The organism is Butyricimonas sp. DFI.6.44, from assembly GCF_022132345.1.
In the GTDB taxonomy this organism is placed as follows: domain Bacteria; phylum Bacteroidota; class Bacteroidia; order Bacteroidales; family Marinifilaceae; genus Butyricimonas; species Butyricimonas muris.
In genome coordinates this window covers 1-22,908 of record NZ_JAKNJD010000019.1, presented here as the reverse complement: position 1 = coordinate 22,908, position 22,908 = coordinate 1, and the positions used below count along the sequence as shown (strand labels likewise).

Here is a 22,908-nt window from a genome sequence, read left to right as displayed (position 1 = left end):
AAAAAGTTTATTTTCGAGTCAATGATTTTTGTTCTTGAACTGTATTATAGTTGAAAAATATCACGACTATGATGGAGCAAAACGAAATAGATGAAAAATTACTCTTGTATCTCTTGGACGAAGCGGATGAAATCGTTCGTGAAGACGTGGAGATATGGTTAGCCGAGAGTGAGCGTAACCGGGAGTATTTTAGGGAGTTCCAGCGAGTTCACTTGGCTTTGGAGTGGAGCGTATATGCTCGTGAGGTACAACCGGATTTCAATACTTTCCGCCGGAAATTGAAAAAGAATTTGAATATACGTGTTTGGTATAGCGTGGCGGCTGTATTGGTTTTAGCGTTGAGTGTGGGAGGCGTTCTTTTCTGGCGCACGGCGGAAGTTCCGGTGCAAATGGCACAGGAAATATCGATTCAACCGGGAAAGCCTCAAGCAATACTGGTATTATCCTCGGGTGAAAAGGTAGAGATGGGAATGGAAACCCGACAATTGGAGGAACGGGATGGAACTTCAGTGCGAGTAAATGAAACGGGTAGTATTTCTTATCAAGCTGTTCGAGAGGATGAAACTTTGGAAAAAGATGCGGAGAAAGTGATGAATCGTTTGTTGATTCCACGGGGGGGAGAGTTTAATTTGACATTGTCAGACGGAACGCGGGTGTGGTTGAATGCCGAAACGGAATTGCTTTACCCGGTACGGTTTAATGGAAAGCAGCGGGTGGTTTATTTGAAAGGAGAGGCATATTTCGATGTGGCAAAGAATAAGGAGATGCCTTTTATCGTACAGATGGAAGATGATGTGGCAGTCAGAGTCTATGGTACGGAATTTAACGTGAATACCTATGATGGGGTGGAGACTGTTCTTGTGACAGGTTCCGTGAGTATGAATCAAGGTGGAAAAGAGGTGTTGTTAAAACCAAATCAAAAAGGTATATTTGATAAGTCAAAAGATGGGATAAAGGTCGAAGATGTCGATGTACTGCCGTACGTGGCATGGAAAGATGGAGATTTTATCTTCCGGAACGAATCTTTGGGTTCGATTATGGATAAGTTGAGTAGATGGTACGGTTTGGATGTGTTCTATCAAAACGGAGGTTTGCGTGATGTGCATTTATCCGGTAATTTGAAACGATATAAGGATGTACAGGAGTTGTTCCGTTCTTTCGAGAAGATATCGGACGCTCGCTTTAAAGTGAAAGGAAATACAGTATTTATAAGTAAGTTGTAATAAAAAAAGATGAAGATGTTTCCCCATCTTCACCTTTCAAAAGTTAAATGAATAGGTCCATTGGCAAGCGGATCCCTATTCACAATGTGTAATCTTTAACAACAAATCTATGAAATCTAATTGGAAATACGCTGTTTTTAGCGTTAAAAAATCAAAGACTTTGAAAATTATGCGACTGTTGATGATTTTTTGTTTCTTTTTTATTTCCGGGGTAATGGCAAACAGTTACTCGCAAGGACAGGTTGTTTCCCTTGACCTGCATAAATGCGACGTGAACACGCTGTGCCAGGAAATATGGAAACAAACAGGATTACGGTTCATTTACAATGAAGAGCATGTAAAGAACTTGAAAGCTTTCGACGTGAAAGCGGATAACAGGAAGGTACAAGAGGTATTGGATGAGGTGTTTAAAAATACTTCATTGCGCTATTTCTTTGAGAACGATATTATTTATATCGTGAATAAGCAAAAAGATGAGCCTGAAAAGAAAGAAGGTAAATCGATTTCCGGTACCGTGAAGGATAGGCAAAAGAATCCTCTGCCGGGGGTGACCGTGTTAATTAAAGGTACCTCGGTGGGGGTGGTTACCGATGTGAACGGGAATTTTAAGATCACGTTGCCACAGGATACGGTGACTTTTATATTCTCTTTCGTGGGAATGAAAAGGCAGGAGGTGAAATATACCCCGGGCAAGAAGTTGGATATCGTGATGGATGAGGACGTGGAAGAAATGGAGGAAGTGGTAATCACTGGTTACCAGAAGATAGATAAGCGTCATTTGACGAGTGCAGTAACCACGTTAAAAGCCGATGATATTAATGTCGCCGGAATTTCGACTATTGATAAGATGCTGGAAGGGCGTGTGCCGGGAATGATTTTCATGCAAAATTCCGGTCAGGTAGGTGCAGCTCCGAAATTACGTATCCGGGGTTCTTCCACCGTGTTGGGATCTCGTGAACCGCTTTGGGTATTGGATGGTATCATTTTGCATGATCCGGTGAATGTTGATCCTTCTCAAATCAATGATTTGGATTTCGTGAATTTGTTGGGTAATGCTATTTCCGGGTTAAATCCGGATGATATTGAGCAAATCGACGTGTTGAAGGACGCTTCTGCGACTGCATTGTATGGTACGCGTGCTGCTAATGGTGTGATTGTGATTACCACGAAGAAGGGTAAGGTGGGACCTCCGTCTATTTCTTACTCGTTTACAGGAAGTTTATCCCGTCGTCCGAGATACACGGATCGGGAAGTGAACGTGATGAATTCCAAGGAGCGTATAGCTTTTTCCCGTGAATTGGTGGAGAAAGGAATCAAATTTACTGCATTAAACTCTTGGGTTGGTTACGAGGCTGCGATTTATGATTTCTGGAATGGAAAAATGAATTATGACGAATTTCAAAAGACGGTGGATCGCTACGAAACAGTTAATACGGATTGGTTTGATTTGTTGACTCGGGATGCTTTTTCTCATAAACATACGTTGAGTCTTTCCGGGGGAACTGAAAATATTCGTTATTATGGGTCTTTGGGATTTAATGACGAGAAGGGGGTTAATAAGGGAGAACAAAATAAAGCGTATTCAGCGGCATTGAATTTGACTGCTAATTACAATCGTTTCTCTGCGCGTTTTGCGTTTCAAGCGAATGTCGGCGAGAAAAAATATACGCCATCAGATGTAGGTATGTTTAGTTATGCTTTCAATACCTCTCGAACAATTCCGGCGTATAATGAAGATGGAACTTTATTTTATTACGATAGAACGTCCACATTGGAAGGAGGTTCTACTTCTACACATCCTTTCAGTATTTTGAATGAAATAGAAAATACTTCAGACGAGATTCGTTCGAATTCGGTATCTGTAAATACTTCTGTTGATTATAAATTTACAGACTATTTAAAGGCTTCAGCAACTTTGTCTTATCAGGTCAGTAATACGAACGAGGAAACTTATTTCGGGGAGAAGAGTTTTTATGCTGCTTGCTTGCGAGATGCAGGATTCACGGAACAAGGTAAAAAGGCAAATTATATGCCTTATGGAGGAGAATTACAATTGTTAGATTCTCGAAATAACTCTTATACGGCTCGTTTGCAATTGGACTTTAATAAATTCTTGGATGAAAACCGTATTCATATGATTACGGCTTCTGTGGGAGGAGAACTTTCTTCTTCACGTTATCGCGGCTTTTCGCAAACACGTCGTTGTTATATGCCGGAACGAGGAGAGTCTTACGCCCCCGTGGACGTGACTGCTTATCCCACGTACGTTGAATGGTTGGCTAATGATGAAGCTGCGTTAGGGAAACGTACAAATTCGTTAACGAACATGATATCTGGCTATTTCACGGCATCGTATAGTTATAGAGATCGTTATGTGTTGACTTTTAACATGCGTGGAGATGCTTCCAATAAATTCGGTAGCAAGAGTAACGATAAATTCTTACCTATTTGGGCTATTGCGGGACGTTGGAATATGAAGGATGATTTATTTGCCAATCGTGGTTGGGTAAATTTATTAGCGATGCGTCTTTCTTTTGGTTATCAAGGAAATATGTTGGATTCGCAAACACCCGAGTTGATTATAAAGAAGGGAACTATGAACACGCAATTTGGGAAATACGAATCGACGGTAAGTTCATTCCCTAATCCATATTTGAAATGGGAAAAAACGGCTTCTTTTAATGTCGGATTGGATTTCTCGTTCTTGAATGATGCAATCAAAGGAACTGTTGCTTACTATTACAAAAAGACAAAAGACGCATTTTTGAGTAAAACAATTTCTGAGATTAATGGTGTTACCAATTATATGGTGAATAAAGGCACCTTGGAAAATCAGGGATGGGAGTTTGCTTTGAATTTCGTACCCTTTAACCCGCAGGGGGGGACTGATAGTTTCCGTTGGAGTATAGACCCGCAAATTGGTCAGGTATTGAATAAATTGATTGCCAAAGCGATTAATAATCAAGAAAAGGTAATTCGCGATGAAGTGAAATATGCTGATTATTTGTCTGGTAACGTGGAAATTCCGGGGCGTCCGTTGGATTCTTTTTACTCGTATAAATTCAAAGGATTGGATCCAATTGATGGTCGTCCCATGTTCTATAATGTGGAAATGGAGAATAAGGAAAAATTCGCAGACATGGATAAAGAAGACGTGTATAAATATGTGATGGATTATTCCGGATGTAGGGTGCCGACGTTACAAGGAAGTATTTCCAATAAATTGTCATATAAACGTTGCGTATTAGCCTTTAACTTGGCTTATAGTTTTGGTTCTAAGATACGTTTGTTAAAATTATACCCGAATGTGAATGGGGCTTACGGTACGATTGCTCCGCAGCCACACGAGAATGCTCGTCGGGAATTTTTAAAACGTTGGCAAAATCCGGGAGATGAGGCCTACACGAATATTCCGGGTATTTTATCTGGAGAGGCATTCCGTTCGTCTGTTGTTTCCAACTGGTGGTCTGGGTATTCTTATTCTTTTGCGGATAATATTTGGTCGATGTATGATAACTCGGATATACGCGTTGTGAGTGGTAATTATTTGAAATTATCTTCCGTGAGTTTTCGTTATCTTTTCTCGGAAAGAGTATTAAAAGCTTTGCGTTTAAAAGCGGCTTATTTTGAATTGACGGGAACAAACTTATTTACAATTAGTGCTAAAGAATTGAAAGGACAAGATCCTGCAACTCAATCCGGGTCGGCAAATACAATTAACATGAGTCTTCGTCCTACTTATTCTTGTCGTATTAACATCACTTTTTAAGTTTAGAGTTATGAAAAAGAAAATATTATATTGGGTCGTGTGCTTAGGATTGTTTACCATTTCGTGTGGTGATTTCTTGGAAGATTATTCTCAGGATTTGACATATGCCTCTTCTTGTGCCGACTTGGAAGAATTACTTATCGGGAATGGATACATTAAGCAAAATGTGTCAACAGCTTTCACGATGACTGGAGATAATGGTTTTTCTTGTCCATGGCTTCATGTTATGGATGACGATGCTATCGAACCGGATCGCAAACAACAATACACTGGGGCTGTATATCAACTTGAAGAGTTTCATCATTGGGCAAAGAATCCGTTCCAATACGAGGGAAAAACATTTGATGATCCTGCGTGGAAAGATTGGTATGCACGCATTGCTATAGCTAACGTGGTTATTCCTAAAGTTGACGATATGTTAGATGATCCGGAAGAGGAACGTAACCGGATAAAAGGAGAAGCTCTTTTTTTACGTGCGGGATTTTATTTCTTGTTAACGAATTTTTACGGACTTCCTTACCGGGAGGCTTCGGCTGCCACGGATTTGTCAGTACCTTTAAAGTTGACTGAATATATTGAAGATAAGTATTATTCTCGTAATACGGTAAAAGAAGTTTTCGAGTCTATAGAGAATGATTTGAAACAAGCTATCCCTCTTTTGAAAGGAGTGGAACAAACTACTGTTTATCAGGCAAACGAGGCTGCAGCCCGTCTATTGTTGAGTCGAGTGTATCTTTACATGGAGCGTTGGGAAAATGCTGTAGCTCAATGTGATTCAATCATGCTTATGGATAAATACTCTTGTTTGGATTTTAATATGGTTGATGCATCAAAAAGTAGTACGTATGCTGGTTCTCCCGAAACAATATTTTCGCAAGGAACTTACAGTATGGATTTTATCATGTCCGAAACAAGTTATAGTCCATACTACCATTATGGTTGGGTGGTGTCGGATGATTTGTTGAAAATATATGATGCGAAGGATTTGCGTAAAAGTGTTTATCTCACTCCGACAAGGATGCCGGGTGTGGATGGTACTACAGACGGTACTTTCCGTTGTATCAAGTTGAAAAATAAGAATACGGATGGATATGTGTCCGATATGTTCCTGTTACGTTACCCGGAAGTGATATTGAATAAGGCTGAGGCTCTTGCCATGTTAGGACGGGAGAATGACTCTAAAGCATGTCTTCAAGAGTTGAGAGGCAATCGATTCAAGGTTGCTGATTTGCAATCTGTGATTGAAACAGGAGATGATTATATCACTTTTGTACGGGATGAACGTCGTAGAGAATTATGTTTCGAAGGGCATCGTTGGTTTGATTTGCGACGTTATGCCGTGTCTGCAACACATCCTTTTACAAAAGAGATTATTCACCCGCATTATGACCGTTGGGCTGGCTCTGGTACCGGTATGGGGGATGAAAGAAATGAATATCAATTTACCGGGAATTATAGGTTGAAAAAATATAACGAGGAAACGGCTTACGTGTTGCCGATCCCCGAGTATGCCATGACATATAATAATGGTGCGTTAGTACAAAATGAGAGAGAAGATCGTAAAATAAATAACTAAGACTATGAAAAAGATAATATACGTATTAGGATTTGTTGTATCGATGTGCGTGGTGGCTTGTAGTGGAGAAGATGACTTGACTCCAAGTTCACAGGATAACAACTGGTGGGTAAATGTCGATAATCCGGATGATCCGTTGGATCACTTCATCTTTGGGGTATACGAACAATATAAAGTACCTATTTTCTATACAGATACGGTGGGGACACGGGAAAAGAAAGATGCTTTTGGAAATCCTGTCATTTATTACGAAACAATTAAATTGAATTATACGATTTTGGGTGGAATGAGTGATGCTAAAGTCGTGGAGTATTCATTGTCAGAAAATCGGGAAGATATCATGGATGGTGTTGAATTTCTACGAGATTATGTATTACCAAAACTGCCGGATTATGTTCCTGCCCCGAGAAGTTATTTGTTAGTTGATACTTTGTGGCAAGGGCTTGCAACCGGACAAATTCGTTATTCCTCTGCTGCATACGCGGGAATGACAGCCGTTGCTATTGGAAAGTTGAGTGATATCAAGAAAATGACCACTTCAGAAAAACGACTTTTCGGAGGTGAAGTTTTGGCTGCACCTATTGCTTCAGATATTTATTCCGATTATAAAGCCGATCTTGATGCTAAATTTTTTAAAGTTTTGACGCAGGATGTAAATCAATTTTACGGTTATGGACAAAAGGTGGATATTAATAATACGAGCCCATATAACCCTTTTTATGTGCCGTGTGAAGAGTATGGTTTCTTAAAACCGGCTCAAGACAAGGAAATTATAGAAGGAAATTTATATTATTTCCCTTCACGGGATCAAGATGTGAAAGATTATGTGGCTTTGTATTTAGGTTTCACGGAGGCGCAAGTGCAAGAAATCTATGGGGATAAACCACACGTCCTAAAAAAATATGGTCTTATAAAAGAAATTATAGAAAGGTTGAAATAGAGATAATAGGAAATAATTAATAAATATCACAGTATGAAAATTGTATGTAGATTAATAGCATTCACTATATGCTATTTAGGAATGTGTGTGCCTGTACTTTCTGCCCAAGAGAAAGAAAAAGTAGAGGCGGATTCGACGAAACGGAAGGGATTGCCTGCTATTTCGGAGTTTATAAAATCTGAAGCGGAGGTACATGAAGGGATGTTCAATGTATACGTGCAGGATGACAAGTATTACATGGAAATTCCCGATGATATGATGGAGAGGGAATTTGTATCCATGATTTCAATCATCAAGGGGTCGGAGAATCCGAAGCCGACCCCTACTCAAATGTACGGTTACCCGGGAGATGCCTTGACCCACACGATTATTAGTTTCGAGCGGGGACCCAAGGACAAGGTGTTCGTGAAAAAGCCCACTTACGGCTATGCCGTGACGGACACGACGATGGGAATATACAACACGGTAAAGAATGCGAGTCTGATTCCCGTGTTGTACGTGTTCGACGTGAAGGCGAAGGGCGAAAACTCCTTGTTGTTGGATGTGACGACAGCTGTGACGGGGGATAATGACTTGTTCTCGTTGAAAGCGTCTGCCAAAAAGATGGGATTGGGTTCTTTTCAAGCGGATCGTTCTTATATGACCAAAATCAGCACTTTTAAGAATAACATCATCTTTCGTTCCGTGAAGAGTTATTCCGCGGGTTCGAGAGCCTTGCCGCCCAGTCCGGCGTACCCGAAAGGCGGAAGTGAGCCGACTCCTCCCACGCGTTGGGAAATCGGGGTATCCATTGCCTTGTTACCGGAAGTACCGATGCGTCCGCGTTTCGAGGATAGTCGGGTAGGATATTTCGCGTACGGGAAAGTTGATTTCGGGGCGAATCCTTACAAATCGGAACGTATCAGTATGGTTAGCCGCTGGCGTTTGGAACCGAAACCGGAAGATATGGAGAAATACAAACGCGGGGAATTGGTGGAGCCGGTAAAACCGATCGTGTTCTATATCGATCGCAATACCCCGAAATTCCTGCAACCTTACTTTGTTGAGGCGGTGAACTTGTGGCAGCCTGTTTTCGAGAAGATCGGTTTCAAGAACGCCATTATCGGCAAGATGGCTCCCACGCCGGAAGAAGACCCGGACTTTTCTATCGAGGACATTCGTTATTCCGTGATCTCTTACAAGGCGTCATTGGTAGCGAACGCTTACGGGCCTCACATGGCAGACCCCCGTTCCGGTGAGATACTTTGTTCTCATATCGGAATCTTCCACAACGTGATGGCTATGGTACAACAATGGTATTTCTGCCAAGCTGCCGCTTCCGATCCCCGGGTGCGTCAATACCCGATGCCGGAAGAGGTAATCGGCGACGTGATGCGTTTTGTTGTGGCTCACGAGGTAGGGCATACCTTGGGACTGCGCCACAATTTCGGGGCAAGCAGTACTTATCCCGTGGAGAAGTTGAGAGATAGGGAATTTGTGAAGAAACACGGGCATACCGCTTCCATCATGGACTATGCGCGTATGAACTATATCGCCCAGCCGGAAGACAAAATTGACACGAAAGATTTGATTCCCGGTATCGGAATCTATGATGAATTTGCCATAGAGTGGGGATATCGCTATTTCCCCGGGATGAAGCTGAACGAGGAAACCGCCTATTTAAGAAAATGGGTGGGGGAGAAATACAAGGAAGACCCGAAATACAGGTTCGGAACGGAATTGGATATGTCCGATCCCCGCTGGCAGTCCGAGGACTTGGGTGACAATAGCATGAAGGCAAGCGAGTATGGTATCAAGAATTTGAAATTGATCATGAATAATCTGGAAGCGTGGACGAAAGGCGATGACGATGAGGCTACCTACCTGAAAATGATATACAACGGGGTATTGAACCAATACATGTATTTCGTTACGCACGTGCTGAAAAACGTGGCAGGTCGTTACAGTGAAACTCCCTTGCGGTCGGAGCCCGGGACGGGTTCCAGCATGGTGGAACTCGAACGGCAAAAGGAGGCTATGGACTTCCTCGCGAAACACGTGTTCAACAGACCCGACTGGTTATTTGACAAACGTATCACGGGATTGGCTGAAGTCGACGGGTTGAAAACATGGAGCAGTATACAGCGTTTCGTGATCCAAAACTTGTTGCCGAAATCTGCATTCCTTACCACTTGCGTGGAGTTGTACGGGCGTGAAGGGAATTACACTCCCGAGGAGTTCTTCCGGGATATGGAAGACGGTATATTCTCCGAGTTGAAAAACGGGGATGAAATACCTTCCTCTCGTCGGGACCTTCAAATGGAATACATCCGTCAAGTAATGGCGATCACGAGTTACACGGAAGTGAGAAAAACGACCAACCTGTTGACGTTATTTACCCTGCAAATGGAAAGCGTGGCAAAGGCGGCAGAGGCTTATGCCGCTAAGACGCAAGACGAGTCTGCCCGGATGCACGCTGATGCGATCGTGAAAACGATAAGGGGGTGGTTGAAGGGAGAGAAGAATGCTATATATTAAAAGTGAGGTTATGATGAGAAGTTATATATTGTTCATTGCATTGTGCCTGCTGGTGTCCTTACCGGGTATCGGGCAGGAGAAGAAAGCCCCGGAAGAGAAGAAGCCTGCCGCAGAAACAAAGAAAGGTCCCATGGCGTTTGACAAATTCTTCAAGGAAGGGATGAAACGGGTGGACGCTATTTTCCCCGTGTACGAGGCGGACGATAAGTATTACATGGAGATCGCTGACGAATACCTCGGGAGAGATATTTTTATCTCCGGTCAGATGTTGAAAGGTATCGGGGTGAGAGCTTCGGGGCAGGAATCTGCCGGGGTGGTGTGTTTCAAGAAAGGACCGAAAGATAAACTGTACATGTACAGCGAGTACAATGGCATGGTGGCTTCGGAGAAGCAACCCGAGTTGGAGCGCATACTGGCAGAGGAAACTCTTTTGCCCGTGGAAGCGGTTTACCCGATCGTGGCTTGGGGGAAGGACTCCGCCGGGGTGATTATCGAGATCACGAACCAGATCAAGGGTGTTGCCGATTGGTATAAACTCTCGGACGAGGGCACGAGTGCCGCCCTCAAAGGTAACAAGCAATCCGGGGGAGGCGAGATGATTTTCGTGAACGAGGTGTTGAAGAAACGAAACGGGGTGAAATTCAAGTTGACGTGGATTGTTGACCAGAACGTGGCGGGTATCGAGTGTCACGTGGATCTGTTGCCCGAAAGGCGTATGCGGGTGCGCTATGCCGACGAGCGTGTGGGGTACGAAACCTTGAATTACGACGATTTCGGCACGAATCCTTACGGGGTGAAGAAAAGAACCATTGTTACCAAATGGAACCTCGAACCCAAGGACATGAACGCTTACGCCAAGGGTATTCTGACCGAGCCGAAAGAACCGATCGTGTTCTATCTGGATGCGTATTTCCCGAAAGAATTGATCAAATATGCCAAAGAAGGGGTTTTGCAATGGCAATCCGCTTTCGAGAAAGCGGGATTTAAAAACGCCATTCAAGTGCGAGTGGCGAAGGACGAGGACGAGATGACTTCCGCCCGTGCCGTGATCTCGTATAGTATCAATGCGGGTAGCAACTCCACTTCTTTCGATCGGGATATTCGTACCGGGGAGATACTGGCTTGCAACGTGAATTTGAATCACGTTACTCTGGGGGGCTACTTGGAAACCTATTTCGCCCGCTGTGCCGGGGTAGACCCCCGTTTGGAAAAGAATTACTTTGATCCGCGGGTGGCGGGTGCTATCGTTCGTATGTTCGTGGCAAAACAAGTGGGACTCGCCTTGGGATTACTTCCCAACTACGCGGGTAGTTACGCTTACACACCCGCGCAGATTCGTGGCCGTAATTTCGTGAAAAAGAACGGATTCTCGGCTTCCGTGTTGGATGATTGTTCCTACAACTTTGCGGCACAGCCCGAGGACAGGATGACCACGGATGAGTTAGTCGGTTGTAAAGTCGGTGCTTATGACCGTTGGGCTATCGAGTGGGGCTACCGGTTGTTCCCGAACAGCAAGGATATCAATACTGACAGGAAATTATTGAAAGACCTCACGGACCGTCGTTTGAAAGATAAGGCACTTCTTTACATGAAGAATACGAGTTACGATTTTCGGGCTTTGCCTTCGGATTTGTCTTCGGATAAAATAGAGGCCGCACGCTTGGGAGTCCGTAACATGGAGCGCTTTATCAAGAATCTGAACAAGCTTTCCGCTTCTGCCGACAAGAAGAACGACGATTGGATGGTGTACGCGCAGGGAGGAGCGACAGCTTTAGGTTCGTTGTACCAGAATCTGGTATACAAAGTGATGGAAAACATCGGCTGCCGCATGACTCTGGAAAAAGGGGAAGCCTTTTCTTCTAAAGAATTGCAGCAAAATACGTTGGCGTTCCTTGCCGAGTATGTATTTGCCGCACCTCAATCTTGGATGTATGATGAGGTACTTGCCAAAGAATTCGGGGTAGGTCCGGAAGCCGTGCGTTTCGGTTTGCAGGAGATCGTGTTCTCGTACTTGTTAAACCCCAAGGTGATCGGGAATATCGAGTTGGCTTCTCGTGTCGAGGGCGATAAAGCGTACAACCTGATTGAATACTGGCGGGATATACGTCGTTTGTTATTCAAGGATTTTGACAAGAACACGGTACTGTCCGGCTTCGAGTGTCACACGGAAAATATATTTATCATGTGCTTCATGGACTTGTTGGTGAAAAATGCCGTTCTTACCAATAGCAACAAATTGTCGACCTACGGGACGAATCTGATCGCTTGGGTGAATGACATTCACGATCAGGCAAAGGCATTGTCCGAACAACATGCCGACAGCCGTATGCGTGATCATTACCGTGCCATGATGTACCGTATTGAACAGGATATGAAATTGATTGCTTCGATAACGAAGTAAGCGGATTCCGGTTCCCTTCCGGTTTTACCGGTTGGGAACCGGATTTGCCACATCTATTTGATTACTCACTGCCTTCAGGCGAATAGCCTGCTTCTGCCTTGTATATATAAACAATAAATTACATGGAAAAAGCGTAAATAGAAATTGATATATTTCGGAATGCCGACAATTTTGCTACCTTTGAGAAACTTGTGGTAGGAAAACAAGTCAAAATGCGTGTGAAACTTATAGCGTTCGAATGAAATTATTAATCTATTTATGCTCTTATGCGGGATATGGATTCCTGTGGATTGCAAGTTTCTTCCCGTTGCCCATGATGTATTGGGTGACGGACATATTGTTTCTTGTTTTATATTATGGCATCAGGTATCGTCGCGGGGTAGTCGACATGAACCTGCGGAACGCTTTCCCGGAGAAGAGTGAGGAAGAACGAAAGCGTATTGCCCAGCGTTACTATCGGCACTTGTGTGACACGTTTGCCGAGTTCTACAAATTGTGGCACATATCGGAGGCTGAAATCAAGCGGCGCTGCGTGATGATGAACTTGGACGTACCCCATCATTATTTCGAGCAAGGACGTAGCGTGATAGTCTTTGCCGGTCATTACGGCAACTGGGAGATGATGTATTCTTATAAACTGTGGGAAAAAGGCATCGAGTTAATCCCGATCTATAAACCCATACACAACAAAGTATTCGACCGGATGACCTACCTGATCAGAAGTCGCTTCGGGGCAACGCCTCTCGCGAAAGCCGACACGTTACGGGTGATGTTGCGTAACCAGAAAGAGGGGAAAATATGCATGACCGGGTTTATCGGCGATCAAACCCCGAATAAACATTCGTTGAATTTCTGGACTACTTTCTTGAATCAAGATACGCCCGTGATGGAGGGAACGGAGAAAATTGCCCGCAAATTGAACCAACCGGTAGTGTATCTCAACATGAGAAAAGTGAAACGCGGTTATTATCACGCCGAGTTTTATGACCTGTGTTCCGATCCGCAAAACTTGGAACCGGGAGAACTTACCCGTATGCATACCCGCATGCTGGAAAAGTTTATCCGTGAAAATCCCGAATACTGGCTTTGGTCGCATCGGCGCTGGAAACACAAACGCCCCGCGGAACAACGTTAGTCCGGTAACCTGATCTCTGTCGAGAACCCGTGAGGTTGTAAATCGCGAAAGAATATTTCTCCCTTGTGCATCTTCACGATCTGGCACACTATACTTAACCCCAATCCGTGTTCCTGTCCCGGAAGTACATCCGGCAGACTGCCTTGCGCCAAGGTTTGTAGTTCCCGCGAGTATTCGGGAGAAACCCCGTCCCCGTTATCCGCCACGGTAAAACAGAACCGTCCCTTTTTATGTTTCAAGCTCAATGTCAATGTCGTCCCTTCCGGGGTATGTCGGATGCTATTGTAAAGCAGGTTATTGATTGCCCGCGCGAGTAGACGCGCATCCCCGTGCAGGACGGTGGATTCCATACCGGGAGCGATGATTGTCTCCACTTGGTAACGTTGCGTCCGGGGTTCATTGTTGAGAAAAGCGGCGATGGTCTGTCTGAAAAAAGTTACCGGGTGGAACGTTTCTTTCCGCGGTGTCCGGGTTCCGTTTTCCAGTTGGGAAAATAAATTCAGATCATCAATCAGTTCCCGTAGCTGAAGAGCTTGATTCCGGATATAAAGTGCCTGTTCCCGGGTTTCTTCCGGGGAGTAATTCCCCTCTTCCAGTTGTCCCGCCCGTGCGAGAATCACGGACAAGGGAGTACGCACGTCATGCGACACACCCGCTATCCAGTTCTCCCGGTACACGGAACGCTTGTGCAATATACCCGAAGTGCGGTTCAGGCAGGATGCCACGTCGGCAAACATCCCTTTCTCCTTTACTTGAACGGATTCCCCGTTAGACAACTTTTGTATGCCCCCGAGTACCCCTTTCAGCGAACGCGACATCCGGTGGTCGATAAACACGTAGACAAGTATCAACACGAATATATTCCCGAAAATAAGCATGATATAGAGGACGGGAAAAAATTTCACTTCCGCTATCCGCTGCATACTATTATACCGCGCATAACTGTCTTTCGGGTAACCCGCCACGAGAAGCCCGTCATCCTTTTTCCACGTCACCACGGGATAGTCTTTCAAGTAGAATTTTGCCATAGAGGAAATATCGCTCAGGGTGTACGTGTCGGGAATCTCTTTCGGGAGGTCAACTGCCCAGCGGATATTCCCCTTCTTGTCGTCCAGCAGCATCACCCACATCTGTTGCTCTTTTATCTGCACCAGAAGTAAGGAATCGAGTTGGAAATTGTTGTCGTTTATTTGCAGCCTGTCCGCTATCTTCCGTATGAATTGCGCGGGTGGTTGCGAGCCGCCTGCCTTGAGGTAATAGTGAACGACGAGTGAATACACGATCACGTTTATCGTGATTAGCAGGAAGGCACCGATCAGCACCCGTTTCCCGATTCGTTTAATGGAATGTTGCAGGTCGTTCATGGTGCGCTATATTAAGAGTTTATAACCTAGCCCTTTGATCGTGATGAGGGAAACCGGGGCGGACGGGTTGTCTTCTATTTTCTCCCGGATACGCCTGATGTGCGCCATGAGCGAGTTCTCGTACCCGTATAGGTTGTCGCCCCACGCTTCTTCGCAGAGCGTATCGATCGTCACCACTCGGTTCGCCGATTTGTACAGTACGCCCAGTATAGCGTGTTCCCGTGCCGTCAGCGGGAATATCCTGCCTTGCCTGTTCACCTCTGCCTTGTCGAAATCAACGGTACAATCTGCCAGTTCCACCACGGTCTTTTCATTTTTGTACGAGCGGCGCAGGATTGCCGTCAACCGCGAGAGAAGCTCTTTAGGAAGAAAAGGCTTGGTCATGTAATCGTCACCCCCGGCGTCCAGTCCCATGAACATATCTTCCGGTTTATCCCGTGCCGTGAGGAAAAGAATGGGGATATCCTTCATTTGCCGGATTTCCTTCATCAGCGAGAAACCGTCACCGTCGGGCAGGTTCACGTCAAGCACGGCGATATCCGGGAAGGAATGTTTGCAGGACTTCAGTGCCTCGCTTGCCGTGCCTGCGGTCGTGATGGTGGTGAAACCGTCCCCGCGGAGAATACTCTCGATGAGTTCCAGTAATTGCCGTTCGTCGTCGACAACCAGAATATTCTTTCTTTTGATGAAATTGAATTCTTTGTCCATAACCACGCTGTATCCTGATGTTTCTACAAATCTAAGGAAAATAAACGGGATATCGTGCGCCGGCGGTAAAATGTAAGGTAAATGTAAGGATGGCGTAAACTCACTGCAAGGAAACTCGTGTATTTTTGTTCAAAAACGAAACGGATGGATCGAAGAAAATATTTGAGCTTGATTTTATTACTTTGCGTGACTTTGGCGGTTTACGCGCAACCGAAGGGGCAAGGGGGCTTCGTGTCCGGTTGGTTGAAAGATAGTGTTACCTTGTTGCCCGTCGCTTATGCCACGGTACGAGTCGCGAGAGCGGAACGCCCGTCCGCTCCCGTGAAACTGACCGTGACCGACACGAACGGGTATTTTCGGGTGGCGGCACTTCAGCCGGGGAAATACACGGTGACTCTCTCGCACGTGGGATTTCGGGCGGTGTCCCGTGAGTTTTCGCTCGGCACGAGGCAGGACGGGGCAGAGCTGGGTATCCTGTACACGCAGGAAACGGCAGAGAGGCTCGGGGACGTGAACGTCACGGCTCAGAGGCTCCCGATAAAATTCGAGATAGACAAGATAACGTATGATGTTGAGTCTGATCCCGATGCCCGCGTGACGAGCACGCTCGATATGTTGCGCAAAGTACCTCTCGTGACGGTTGACGGGGACGATAATATCGAACTGAACGGGAGCGGGTGTACCATATATATCAATGGGCGTCCTTCCGGCTTGATGAAACAGAAACCGGGGAAGGCGTTGAAAGGAATCCCGGCAACGGCGGTCAGAAAAATCGAAGTCATCACGAGTCCCGGAGCGAAGTACGACGCCTCGGGGACGGGTGGGATTATCAATATCGAGATGGCGCGAGGCGGGTTGGAGGGGTATTCTGTTTTCGTGCAGGGTAACGTGGACGATATCGGGAAATGGGGTGTTGCTTTGAGCGGGGTGCTCAAGTACGACAAGTTATCGGCGTCCGGCTTTTTCTCCCATTATCCCAATTATTTTCGCGACGCGAGATATAATTCCGTGTTGACAAATCTGAATGACACGGAATCGCGTACCCTCTATTCGGGAGTGCGCGGTAAGGTTCGTGAACCGGCATCGTACATTAACGCGGAGATAAGCTACGAGGCGGACTCTCTGAATCTCTTGACTTTCACCTTGTCATCCCGTCGGTACGAGACTATCCGTGAAACCGCGGAGCGGGACGAGATGCAGCGGGAAGATGCCTCCCCCGTGTACCGTTACCGCGCGACCGAAAAGTCGAAAACAAATAACGGGGGAACGGAAGCGACCTTCAATTACCAGCGGACTTTCCGGAAACCGGAACAACTCTTCACGCTTTCTTACATGTACAACTATATTCCATCGGGAGGGTACAATCACCGGTATATGTTCGACTTTTGGAAAGATAACGCGCGAGTCACCTTCTCGCCTTACGATATCCGGGATGAGAACAAGGCACGGTCGGACGAGCATACCGTTCAGGCGGATTACGTTCATCCGTTCGATACCTTGCAGACCTTGGAATGCGGGTTGAAATACATTCGTCGCGCCGCTTCCAGCAAGGGAATCTATAAACGTCGGGAAGACTCGGGAGAAGCTTGGGAGTCGCTTCCGGCAAAGGAAGAGAGATTCCTGCACGTGCAGAATATTTACGCCGCTTACCTGACGTATGCCTTGAAATATCGTAAATTCGGGCTGAAAGCCGGGGTACGCCTCGAACGTGCCGCGTTGGATGTCGCCTTACACTCGCGAACGGAGCCGGATTTTGACGCCGGTTTCACGGACGTGATTCCTTCCGTGACGTTCTCGTTGCAGGTAACCCCGACACGTGTCTGGAAAGTCGGCTACAACACGCGTGTCATGCGTCCGGGGATACAGCACCTCAATCCTTATCGCTCGGAAACCAACGCCAGCGTGGTATCATACGGGAACAGCCGTTTGAAATCGGAACGTTTTCATATCGTGAGTTTGGGATTCAGTACCTTTACTCCCGCGTGGATGATAAATACCAGCGTCGAGTATCGTTACTCGGGTAATTCCATCCGTGCCTACACCTTCATGGAGAACGGTCGGAAAGTGAATACCTTCGGGAATATCGGGCAAGAGAACAGCGTGACGCTCAATCTTTTCGTGAACGCTAACTTGGGCGGCAAGACGAGTTTGCGGGTAAACGGGAATGTCGGTTACATCGACCTCGACAGTCGCGAAATCCGTTCCGTCGCGCGTGGCTGGCAATACTCGGCGACCGCGGTCGTGCAGCAAACCTTGTGGTGGGGCATCCGGTGCAGCGCTTACGGGGGATATTTCGGTTCCCGTGTCCGCCTTCAATACGATTCCGACGGTTACTACTACTACGCGCTCACGTTGAACAAGAGTTTTCTGAAAGACAGGCTCACTTTCTCTTGCAGTGGCAATAACTTCGCCGACGGCCTGCGCCGTTTGAAAGGAGTGGTGTCCGCCCCGGGATATATCCAGCATCACGAGAACGTGCTGCAATACCGGAGTTTTAATTTCAGCCTGTCCTACCGCATCGGCAACCTGCGGGCAACCGTGAAAAAGGTAAAACGGGGAATCGTGAACGACGACGTGAAGCGGGAGGACGCATCCACAAAATAGGATGCGCCCCCGCTTCTCTTTTACTCGTGTTTAACCTCCGTGTATGCCGACCGGGAAGCCCGTGTGTTGAGAGGCGATACCGCGAAGACGTAAGCGATGATGCTTTCCGGCTGAAACTTCTTGTGGAGCGGGAAATCCGCTTTGCCGGGTTCTCCTCGTTTGCCCAGCGGATAGACGATATCTTTTTTCGCTTTTTGGTCGAAAATAGCAAGAAATAAGTCATCCTTGTCTTTTGCCACGGGAGAAAGCGGTTGTCGGAACCATTCGGCGTGGATGCGTCTTTCCCCGTCGTTGCAGGTGACCGCCACCGTGGGCGGGAGCAGGTTGCCCGTCGAGCAGGTGATACGCTCCGGGTGAATCGTCACGGCGAGCGTTTCCTCGTCTACCTCCACGGCGTTCTGGTTTGTCCCGATGAAGGCGGCGCGAGCCGTTGACCACGATTGTCCCCGGAAGCTCGCTTGCAACGTGTTGCAAAAGCGGAAGGATAGCTTGGATAGCGTGGCGAATCGTACCTGTTGCACCCGTTGTGCGGGAGATTGTTTCTTTTTTTTGCTGAAAATCTTGCCCTTGGCCACGTTTTTTCCCTTGTACTGGCACATGGTTACGTTGCCCACGGAGCCCGATGCTTTATCGAATAGATTGGATTGAAATATTGCCATGATAAATAGGTTTATAAGGTTTATAAAGTTTGTAAGGTTCATAAAGTGCTGGCGGTTCGTAAAGTTTGTAAGGTTCACCGGGTCACGTGACCTGTAATCATGACTTGTATAAATCATGAACTTTATAAACTTTAGGAGTCGGAGGCCCAACTTTATGAACTTTATAGACCGGAGGTGTGTCAATACACACCTCTTAATGGCACGTTGAAATAAGTGCTGTTCGAGAATCCATCCCGTGTTGTGTTCACGAAAAACGCGTACACGTGCGCTTCCCTCGCGAGGGGTTGCTCCAGCGTGATTGCCGCCATGCCATCCTCTCGGGTAATTCCCGTGTGGTCGATAATCTCCACCCGGAACGGCTCGTGGTCATAGATCACTGCCAGCGCCAACTCGTCCCTGTTGCGGCGGTAGTTACTCCACGGGGCGGGTTCCCAAGTCAGTGAAAGCGTACCCGCGGGTGCTTCCTGCCGGCGCAATTGGAACGGTGTCTGTAATACGCCCCGTGTGAGGTGTAGTAGTTGGAAATCTCCTACCGTGCAGTCCGTGCTGTATGCTTGGAGATTGGTGCTAATGAATAAGTTGTATCCCGACGAGATTTCTTTTCGGGTAGCTTCCATGCGCCATGCGTGGCACAGGTATGTCTCCTTTATTGATTGATACAACGTGACTACCGCTGCCAGACGTGCGTTTTGTGCTGCCCGGGTGGGTGATCCTGCGTTACCGTCATACGAGGGCAATGCCCTGCCGAATGTTTTCTTGCCTTTTTGGAAAATAACCATTCCCTTGTATTTCCCCTTGGCGTCTTTTAGTGCTCCTGATTTAATTTCTACCATGATGTTACTTTTAATTATTACCTAATACCCCTCGTTCCATCTACTTTGCCTTTTCATAGGCACTTTAAAGATACTACCGGAAGGATGGTTTGTCAAGTTAAATTTATATATTTTTCATTAAAACGTGGGCTAGGTGTGGGCGAACATCAGGCGAATAACAGGCGAAGCCTTTAGTCAACCGCCTGAAAGTTTGGTAAAATCCACCTCCGGGGGTAAGATAGGACACGGGAATGGGTTGATTTCGGGTGTTAGCGGGTGAGGATGAAATCCGGATTTTGCGGGATAAGAGAGAAGGGTATGTCGAAACACACCCTTCCCGAATGAAAAATTTATTGAAAACGAGGTTTTTATTTCATTGCTTCCTCGATGGAAACGGCAACAGCAACAGTGGCACCCACCATCGGGTTGTTTCCCATGCCGAGGAATCCCATCATCTCCACGTGAGCGGGGACGGACGAGGAGCCGGCGAATTGCGCGTCACCGTGCATGCGTCCCAGCGTGTCGGTGAAGCCGTAGCTGGCGGGACCCGCTGCCATGTTGTCCGGGTGCAGGGTACGTCCGGTACCACCACCGGAAGCCACGGAGAAGTATTTCTTCCCGGTTTCCATGCACTCTTTCTTGTAAGTGCCGGCAACGGGATGTTGGAAACGGGTCGGGTTCGTGGAGTTTCCGGTGATGGATACATCCACGCCCTCGTGGCGCATGATGGCAACACCTTCCCGAACGTCGTCGGCTCCGTAGCATCTCACTTGCGCGCGTTCTCCCTTGGAATAGGCTTTCTCCCGCACGATTTTCAATTCTCCCGTGTAGTAATCAAATTCGGTCTGCACGTAAGTGAAACCGTTGATACGGGAAATAATCATGGCGGCGTCTTTACCCAACCCGTTGAGGATTACCTGCAAGGGTTGCTGGCGTACCTTGTTGGCGGATTTGGCGATACCGATAGCGCCTTCTGCCGCGGCGAAAGACTCGTGTCCGGCAAGGAACGCGAAGCATTTCGTTTCCTCGCGAAGCAACATGGCGGCAAGATTGCCGTGTCCCAATCCTACCTTGCGGTCGGCGGCAACGGAACCCGGTATGCAGAAAGACTGCAAGCCCTCGCCGATAGCCTCGGCTGCCTCGGCTGCTTTCTTGCATCCTTTTTTAATGGCGATAGCCGCACCTACAACGTAAGCCCATGCCGCGTTTTCGAAGGCGATGGGCTGAATTTCTTTACACATCTTGTACGGGTCGATTCCTTTCGCGTCACAGATAGCCTTTGCCTCGTCGATATCCTTGATCCCGTGTGTATTTAATACCGCGTTGATTTGATTTATCCGGCGGTCGTAACTTTCAAATAAAGCCATAATAATTTTAGATTTAATGATTTTAGATTTTAGATTGAAAAATGGCATTTCGAATTTAAAATCTAAAATTTAAAATTAGTGAATTGATTTATTCTTGCCGCGGGTCGATGTATTTAACGGCTTCCGCGAAGCGACCGTAGCTGCCTTTGGCCTTGTCAACCGCTTCTTTCGGGTCGATACCTTTTTTCAGCATGTCGGTGAATTTGCCGAGGTGGATGAACTCGTAGCCGATGACTTCTCCGTCCTCGTCCAATCCCATGCGGGTAACGTATCCCTCAGCCATTTCGAGATAGCGGGTTCCTTTGGCGCGTGTCCCGAACATGGTGCCCACTTGGCTGCGCATTCCTTTGCCCAAGTCTTCAAGGCTGGCACCGATGGGAAGACCACCCTCGGAGAAGGCGCTTTGGCTGCGCCCGTACACGATTTGCAGGAACAGTTCGCGCATGGCGGTGTTGATGGCGTCGCAAACCAAGTCCGTGTTTAACGCTTCCAACAGGGTTTTGCCGGGAAGGATTTCAGACGCCATGGCGGCGGAGTGGGTCATCCCGGAGCAACCGATGGTTTCCACGAGGGCTTCCTCGATGATGCCGTCCTTGATGTTCAAGGTCAGTTTGCATGCCCCTTGTTGCGGTGCACACCAGCCGATACCGTGGGTCAGACCCGAAATGTCCTTGATTTCTTTGGAACGAACCCATTTTCCCTCTTCCGGGATGGGTGCCGGACCGTGATTAGGTCCTTTTTTCACAACACACATGTGTTGTACTTCATGCGAGTAAATCATTGTCTTTGTTTTTGATTGATATATTGTTAAATACCTTGTCGTAATCCTAAACGCGGACAAAATTAACACATTTGTTCCGGATAAAAAACATCTTATAAAACATATAATTGTGCATACGTTTGCGTTTCAATATGTTGATATATAATTATTTGTTGTTCGTGACGAAAAGTTCGGGGTAAATTTGGCATTTTGCTTGTTTATACCTAATTTTGGTAAGTTAAACAACGCGTGTATGAAGAAATTATTGCCTGTAGCCGAGTTAGGAATGAGTATTGACAGGCGGTTGGATAACACGGGTATCCCGAAGATTACGGTTGAATCGGCGGGGTGTTAAGTTGTGATTAATGTTTTTTCTGTTTTGTTACGATTAATTGATTGGACTTTTTTAGCTGAATTTGATTTCTTTATTTATTTTTAGTGGCATGGAAAAGAGTAAGTAAGATGGTAAGAAGTAAAATGCAAGGGCTTGATGGTGATGTGAATGATATCGAGTCTGTATTTAAGGAATATTATGGTTCGCTTTGTTATTTTGCTTCCAAGTATTTACAAGACGAGGAAGTGATCGAAGATGTCGTGCAGGATATCTTTATTACTCTGTTGGAAAAAAAGACACAATTCCAGTCCGTGATTCATTTGAAGAATTTTTTGTACCTTTCCGTCCGTAACGGTTGCTTGAACCATATGCGCAATTTGCGTTCCCGCGATAGATATATCGCCTCATTGGCTTATGATGAGCGGGCGGAGTCATTCGAGGAGAATATTATCTTGACGGAAATCTACCGGGAATTGGCCGATGCCGTGAACGAGTTGCCGGAAGAGTGCCGCAAAGTATTTGAACTCTGTTATTTCCAAGGATTGGATAATGAGAGTGCGGCCAATGAGTTAGGATTGAGCGTTAACACGATTAAGGCCCAAAAGGCTCGCGGGAAAAAGATATTGAAAGAGAGTTTGAAAGATCTTATGCCGTTTTTCTTCTTCTTTTTTATGGGGTAATCAAAAAGGGACTGTCTAACAATAAAATGTTGGCAGTCCTCTTTTTTTCTTTTCCTATA

15 protein-coding genes are annotated in these 22,908 nt (G+C 46.3%); 9 read left to right on the top strand and 6 right to left on the bottom strand.

The window, feature by feature from the left end; genetic code table 11:
* Positions 1-68 precede the first annotated feature (68 nt).
* From L0M98_RS20815 to L0M98_RS20785, 7 genes are all read left to right on the top strand, one after another.
* Complete coding sequence (locus L0M98_RS20815) at positions 69-1,223, top strand: FecR family protein (protein ID WP_227217651.1); 1,155 nt, start codon at positions 69-71, stop codon at positions 1,221-1,223.
* A gap of 109 nt (positions 1,224-1,332) precedes the next feature.
* Complete coding sequence (locus L0M98_RS20810) at positions 1,333-4,992, top strand: SusC/RagA family TonB-linked outer membrane protein (RefSeq protein WP_237961939.1); 3,660 nt, start codon at positions 1,333-1,335, stop codon at positions 4,990-4,992.
* 10 nt (positions 4,993-5,002) lie between these two features.
* Entirely contained in the window at positions 5,003-6,568 is a 1,566-nt protein-coding gene (locus L0M98_RS20805) for a RagB/SusD family nutrient uptake outer membrane protein (protein ID WP_099290733.1), read from the top strand.
* 4 nt (positions 6,569-6,572) lie between these two features.
* Complete coding sequence (locus L0M98_RS20800; RefSeq protein WP_141560888.1) at positions 6,573-7,508, top strand: hypothetical protein; 936 nt, start codon at positions 6,573-6,575, stop codon at positions 7,506-7,508.
* A gap of 33 nt (positions 7,509-7,541) precedes the next feature.
* Positions 7,542-10,025 carry a zinc-dependent metalloprotease gene (locus L0M98_RS20795; RefSeq protein WP_227217649.1) on the top strand — a complete coding sequence of 828 codons (2,484 nt, stop codon included), beginning with the start codon at positions 7,542-7,544 and terminating at the stop codon, positions 10,023-10,025.
* Positions 10,026-10,035: 10 nt separating this feature from the next.
* Positions 10,036-12,426, top strand: coding sequence for a zinc-dependent metalloprotease (locus L0M98_RS20790; protein ID WP_227217647.1), 2,391 nt, complete (start codon positions 10,036-10,038; stop codon positions 12,424-12,426).
* A gap of 238 nt (positions 12,427-12,664) precedes the next feature.
* Positions 12,665-13,561: a lysophospholipid acyltransferase family protein gene (locus L0M98_RS20785; protein ID WP_227217645.1), complete on the top strand. Its 897-nt coding sequence runs from the start codon at positions 12,665-12,667 to the stop codon at positions 13,559-13,561.
* Here L0M98_RS20785 and L0M98_RS20780 read toward each other — a convergent pair.
* Both L0M98_RS20780 and L0M98_RS20775 read right to left on the bottom strand, forming a co-directional pair.
* Positions 13,558-14,925: a sensor histidine kinase gene (locus L0M98_RS20780; protein ID WP_227217643.1), complete on the bottom strand. Its 1,368-nt coding sequence runs from the start codon at positions 14,923-14,925 to the stop codon at positions 13,558-13,560. The two genes, L0M98_RS20785 and L0M98_RS20780, sit on opposite strands and share 4 nt — an antisense overlap.
* Positions 14,926-14,931: 6 nt before the next feature.
* Positions 14,932-15,633, bottom strand: a complete 702-nt coding sequence (locus tag L0M98_RS20775; protein WP_227217640.1) for a response regulator transcription factor — start codon at positions 15,631-15,633, stop codon at positions 14,932-14,934.
* A gap of 144 nt (positions 15,634-15,777) precedes the next feature.
* Between L0M98_RS20775 and L0M98_RS20770 the strand changes: the two genes are divergently transcribed.
* Complete coding sequence (locus L0M98_RS20770) at positions 15,778-18,237, top strand: outer membrane beta-barrel family protein (RefSeq protein ID WP_227217639.1); 2,460 nt, start codon at positions 15,778-15,780, stop codon at positions 18,235-18,237.
* 20 nt (positions 18,238-18,257) lie between these two features.
* Here L0M98_RS20770 and L0M98_RS20765 read toward each other — a convergent pair whose 3' ends face one another.
* The 4 genes from L0M98_RS20765 to L0M98_RS20750 form a co-directional block, all read right to left on the bottom strand.
* Positions 18,258-18,896: a hypothetical protein gene (locus L0M98_RS20765; protein ID WP_099290725.1), complete on the bottom strand. Its 639-nt coding sequence runs from the start codon at positions 18,894-18,896 to the stop codon at positions 18,258-18,260.
* Positions 18,897-19,075: 179 nt separating this feature from the next.
* Positions 19,076-19,729, bottom strand: coding sequence for a hypothetical protein (locus L0M98_RS20760; protein WP_099290724.1), 654 nt, complete (start codon positions 19,727-19,729; stop codon positions 19,076-19,078).
* 347 nt (positions 19,730-20,076) lie between these two features.
* Complete coding sequence (locus L0M98_RS20755; RefSeq protein ID WP_099290723.1) at positions 20,077-21,075, bottom strand: GGGtGRT protein; 999 nt, start codon at positions 21,073-21,075, stop codon at positions 20,077-20,079.
* Positions 21,076-21,163: 88 nt separating this feature from the next.
* The gene (locus tag L0M98_RS20750) at positions 21,164-21,856 is read right to left on the bottom strand and encodes an iron-sulfur cluster assembly scaffold protein (protein WP_099290722.1); all 693 of its coding nucleotides are present in this window, start codon (positions 21,854-21,856) and stop codon (positions 21,164-21,166) included.
* Positions 21,857-22,297: 441 nt separating this feature from the next.
* Between L0M98_RS20750 and L0M98_RS20745 the strand changes: the two genes are divergently transcribed.
* A complete protein-coding gene (locus tag L0M98_RS20745; protein WP_227217637.1) occupies positions 22,298-22,849 on the top strand; it encodes an RNA polymerase sigma-70 factor in 552 nt (183 codons plus the stop codon).
* Positions 22,850-22,908 lie beyond the last annotated feature (59 nt).

Coding starts and splice junctions, on each gene's coding strand:
- L0M98_RS20750 (WP_099290722.1), bottom strand. CDS start 21,856: ATGATTTACTCGCATGAAGTACAACACATGTGTGTTGTGAAAAAAGGA.
- L0M98_RS20775 (WP_227217640.1), bottom strand. CDS start 15,633: ATGGACAAAGAATTCAATTTCATCAAAAGAAAGAATATTCTGGTTGTC.
- L0M98_RS20800 (WP_141560888.1), top strand. CDS start 6,573: ATGAAAAAGATAATATACGTATTAGGATTTGTTGTATCGATGTGCGTG.
- L0M98_RS20765 (WP_099290725.1), bottom strand. CDS start 18,896: ATGGCAATATTTCAATCCAATCTATTCGATAAAGCATCGGGCTCCGTG.
- L0M98_RS20745 (WP_227217637.1), top strand. CDS start 22,298: ATGGTAAGAAGTAAAATGCAAGGGCTTGATGGTGATGTGAATGATATC.
- L0M98_RS20780 (WP_227217643.1), bottom strand. CDS start 14,925: ATGAACGACCTGCAACATTCCATTAAACGAATCGGGAAACGGGTGCTG.
- L0M98_RS20755 (WP_099290723.1), bottom strand. CDS start 21,075: ATGGCTTTATTTGAAAGTTACGACCGCCGGATAAATCAAATCAACGCG.
- L0M98_RS20790 (WP_227217647.1), top strand. CDS start 10,036: ATGATGAGAAGTTATATATTGTTCATTGCATTGTGCCTGCTGGTGTCC.
- L0M98_RS20805 (WP_099290733.1), top strand. CDS start 5,003: ATGAAAAAGAAAATATTATATTGGGTCGTGTGCTTAGGATTGTTTACC.
- L0M98_RS20785 (WP_227217645.1), top strand. CDS start 12,665: ATGAAATTATTAATCTATTTATGCTCTTATGCGGGATATGGATTCCTG.
- L0M98_RS20795 (WP_227217649.1), top strand. CDS start 7,542: ATGAAAATTGTATGTAGATTAATAGCATTCACTATATGCTATTTAGGA.
- L0M98_RS20815 (WP_227217651.1), top strand. CDS start 69: ATGATGGAGCAAAACGAAATAGATGAAAAATTACTCTTGTATCTCTTG.
- L0M98_RS20770 (WP_227217639.1), top strand. CDS start 15,778: ATGGATCGAAGAAAATATTTGAGCTTGATTTTATTACTTTGCGTGACT.
- L0M98_RS20810 (WP_237961939.1), top strand. CDS start 1,333: ATGAAATCTAATTGGAAATACGCTGTTTTTAGCGTTAAAAAATCAAAG.
- L0M98_RS20760 (WP_099290724.1), bottom strand. CDS start 19,729: ATGGTAGAAATTAAATCAGGAGCACTAAAAGACGCCAAGGGGAAATAC.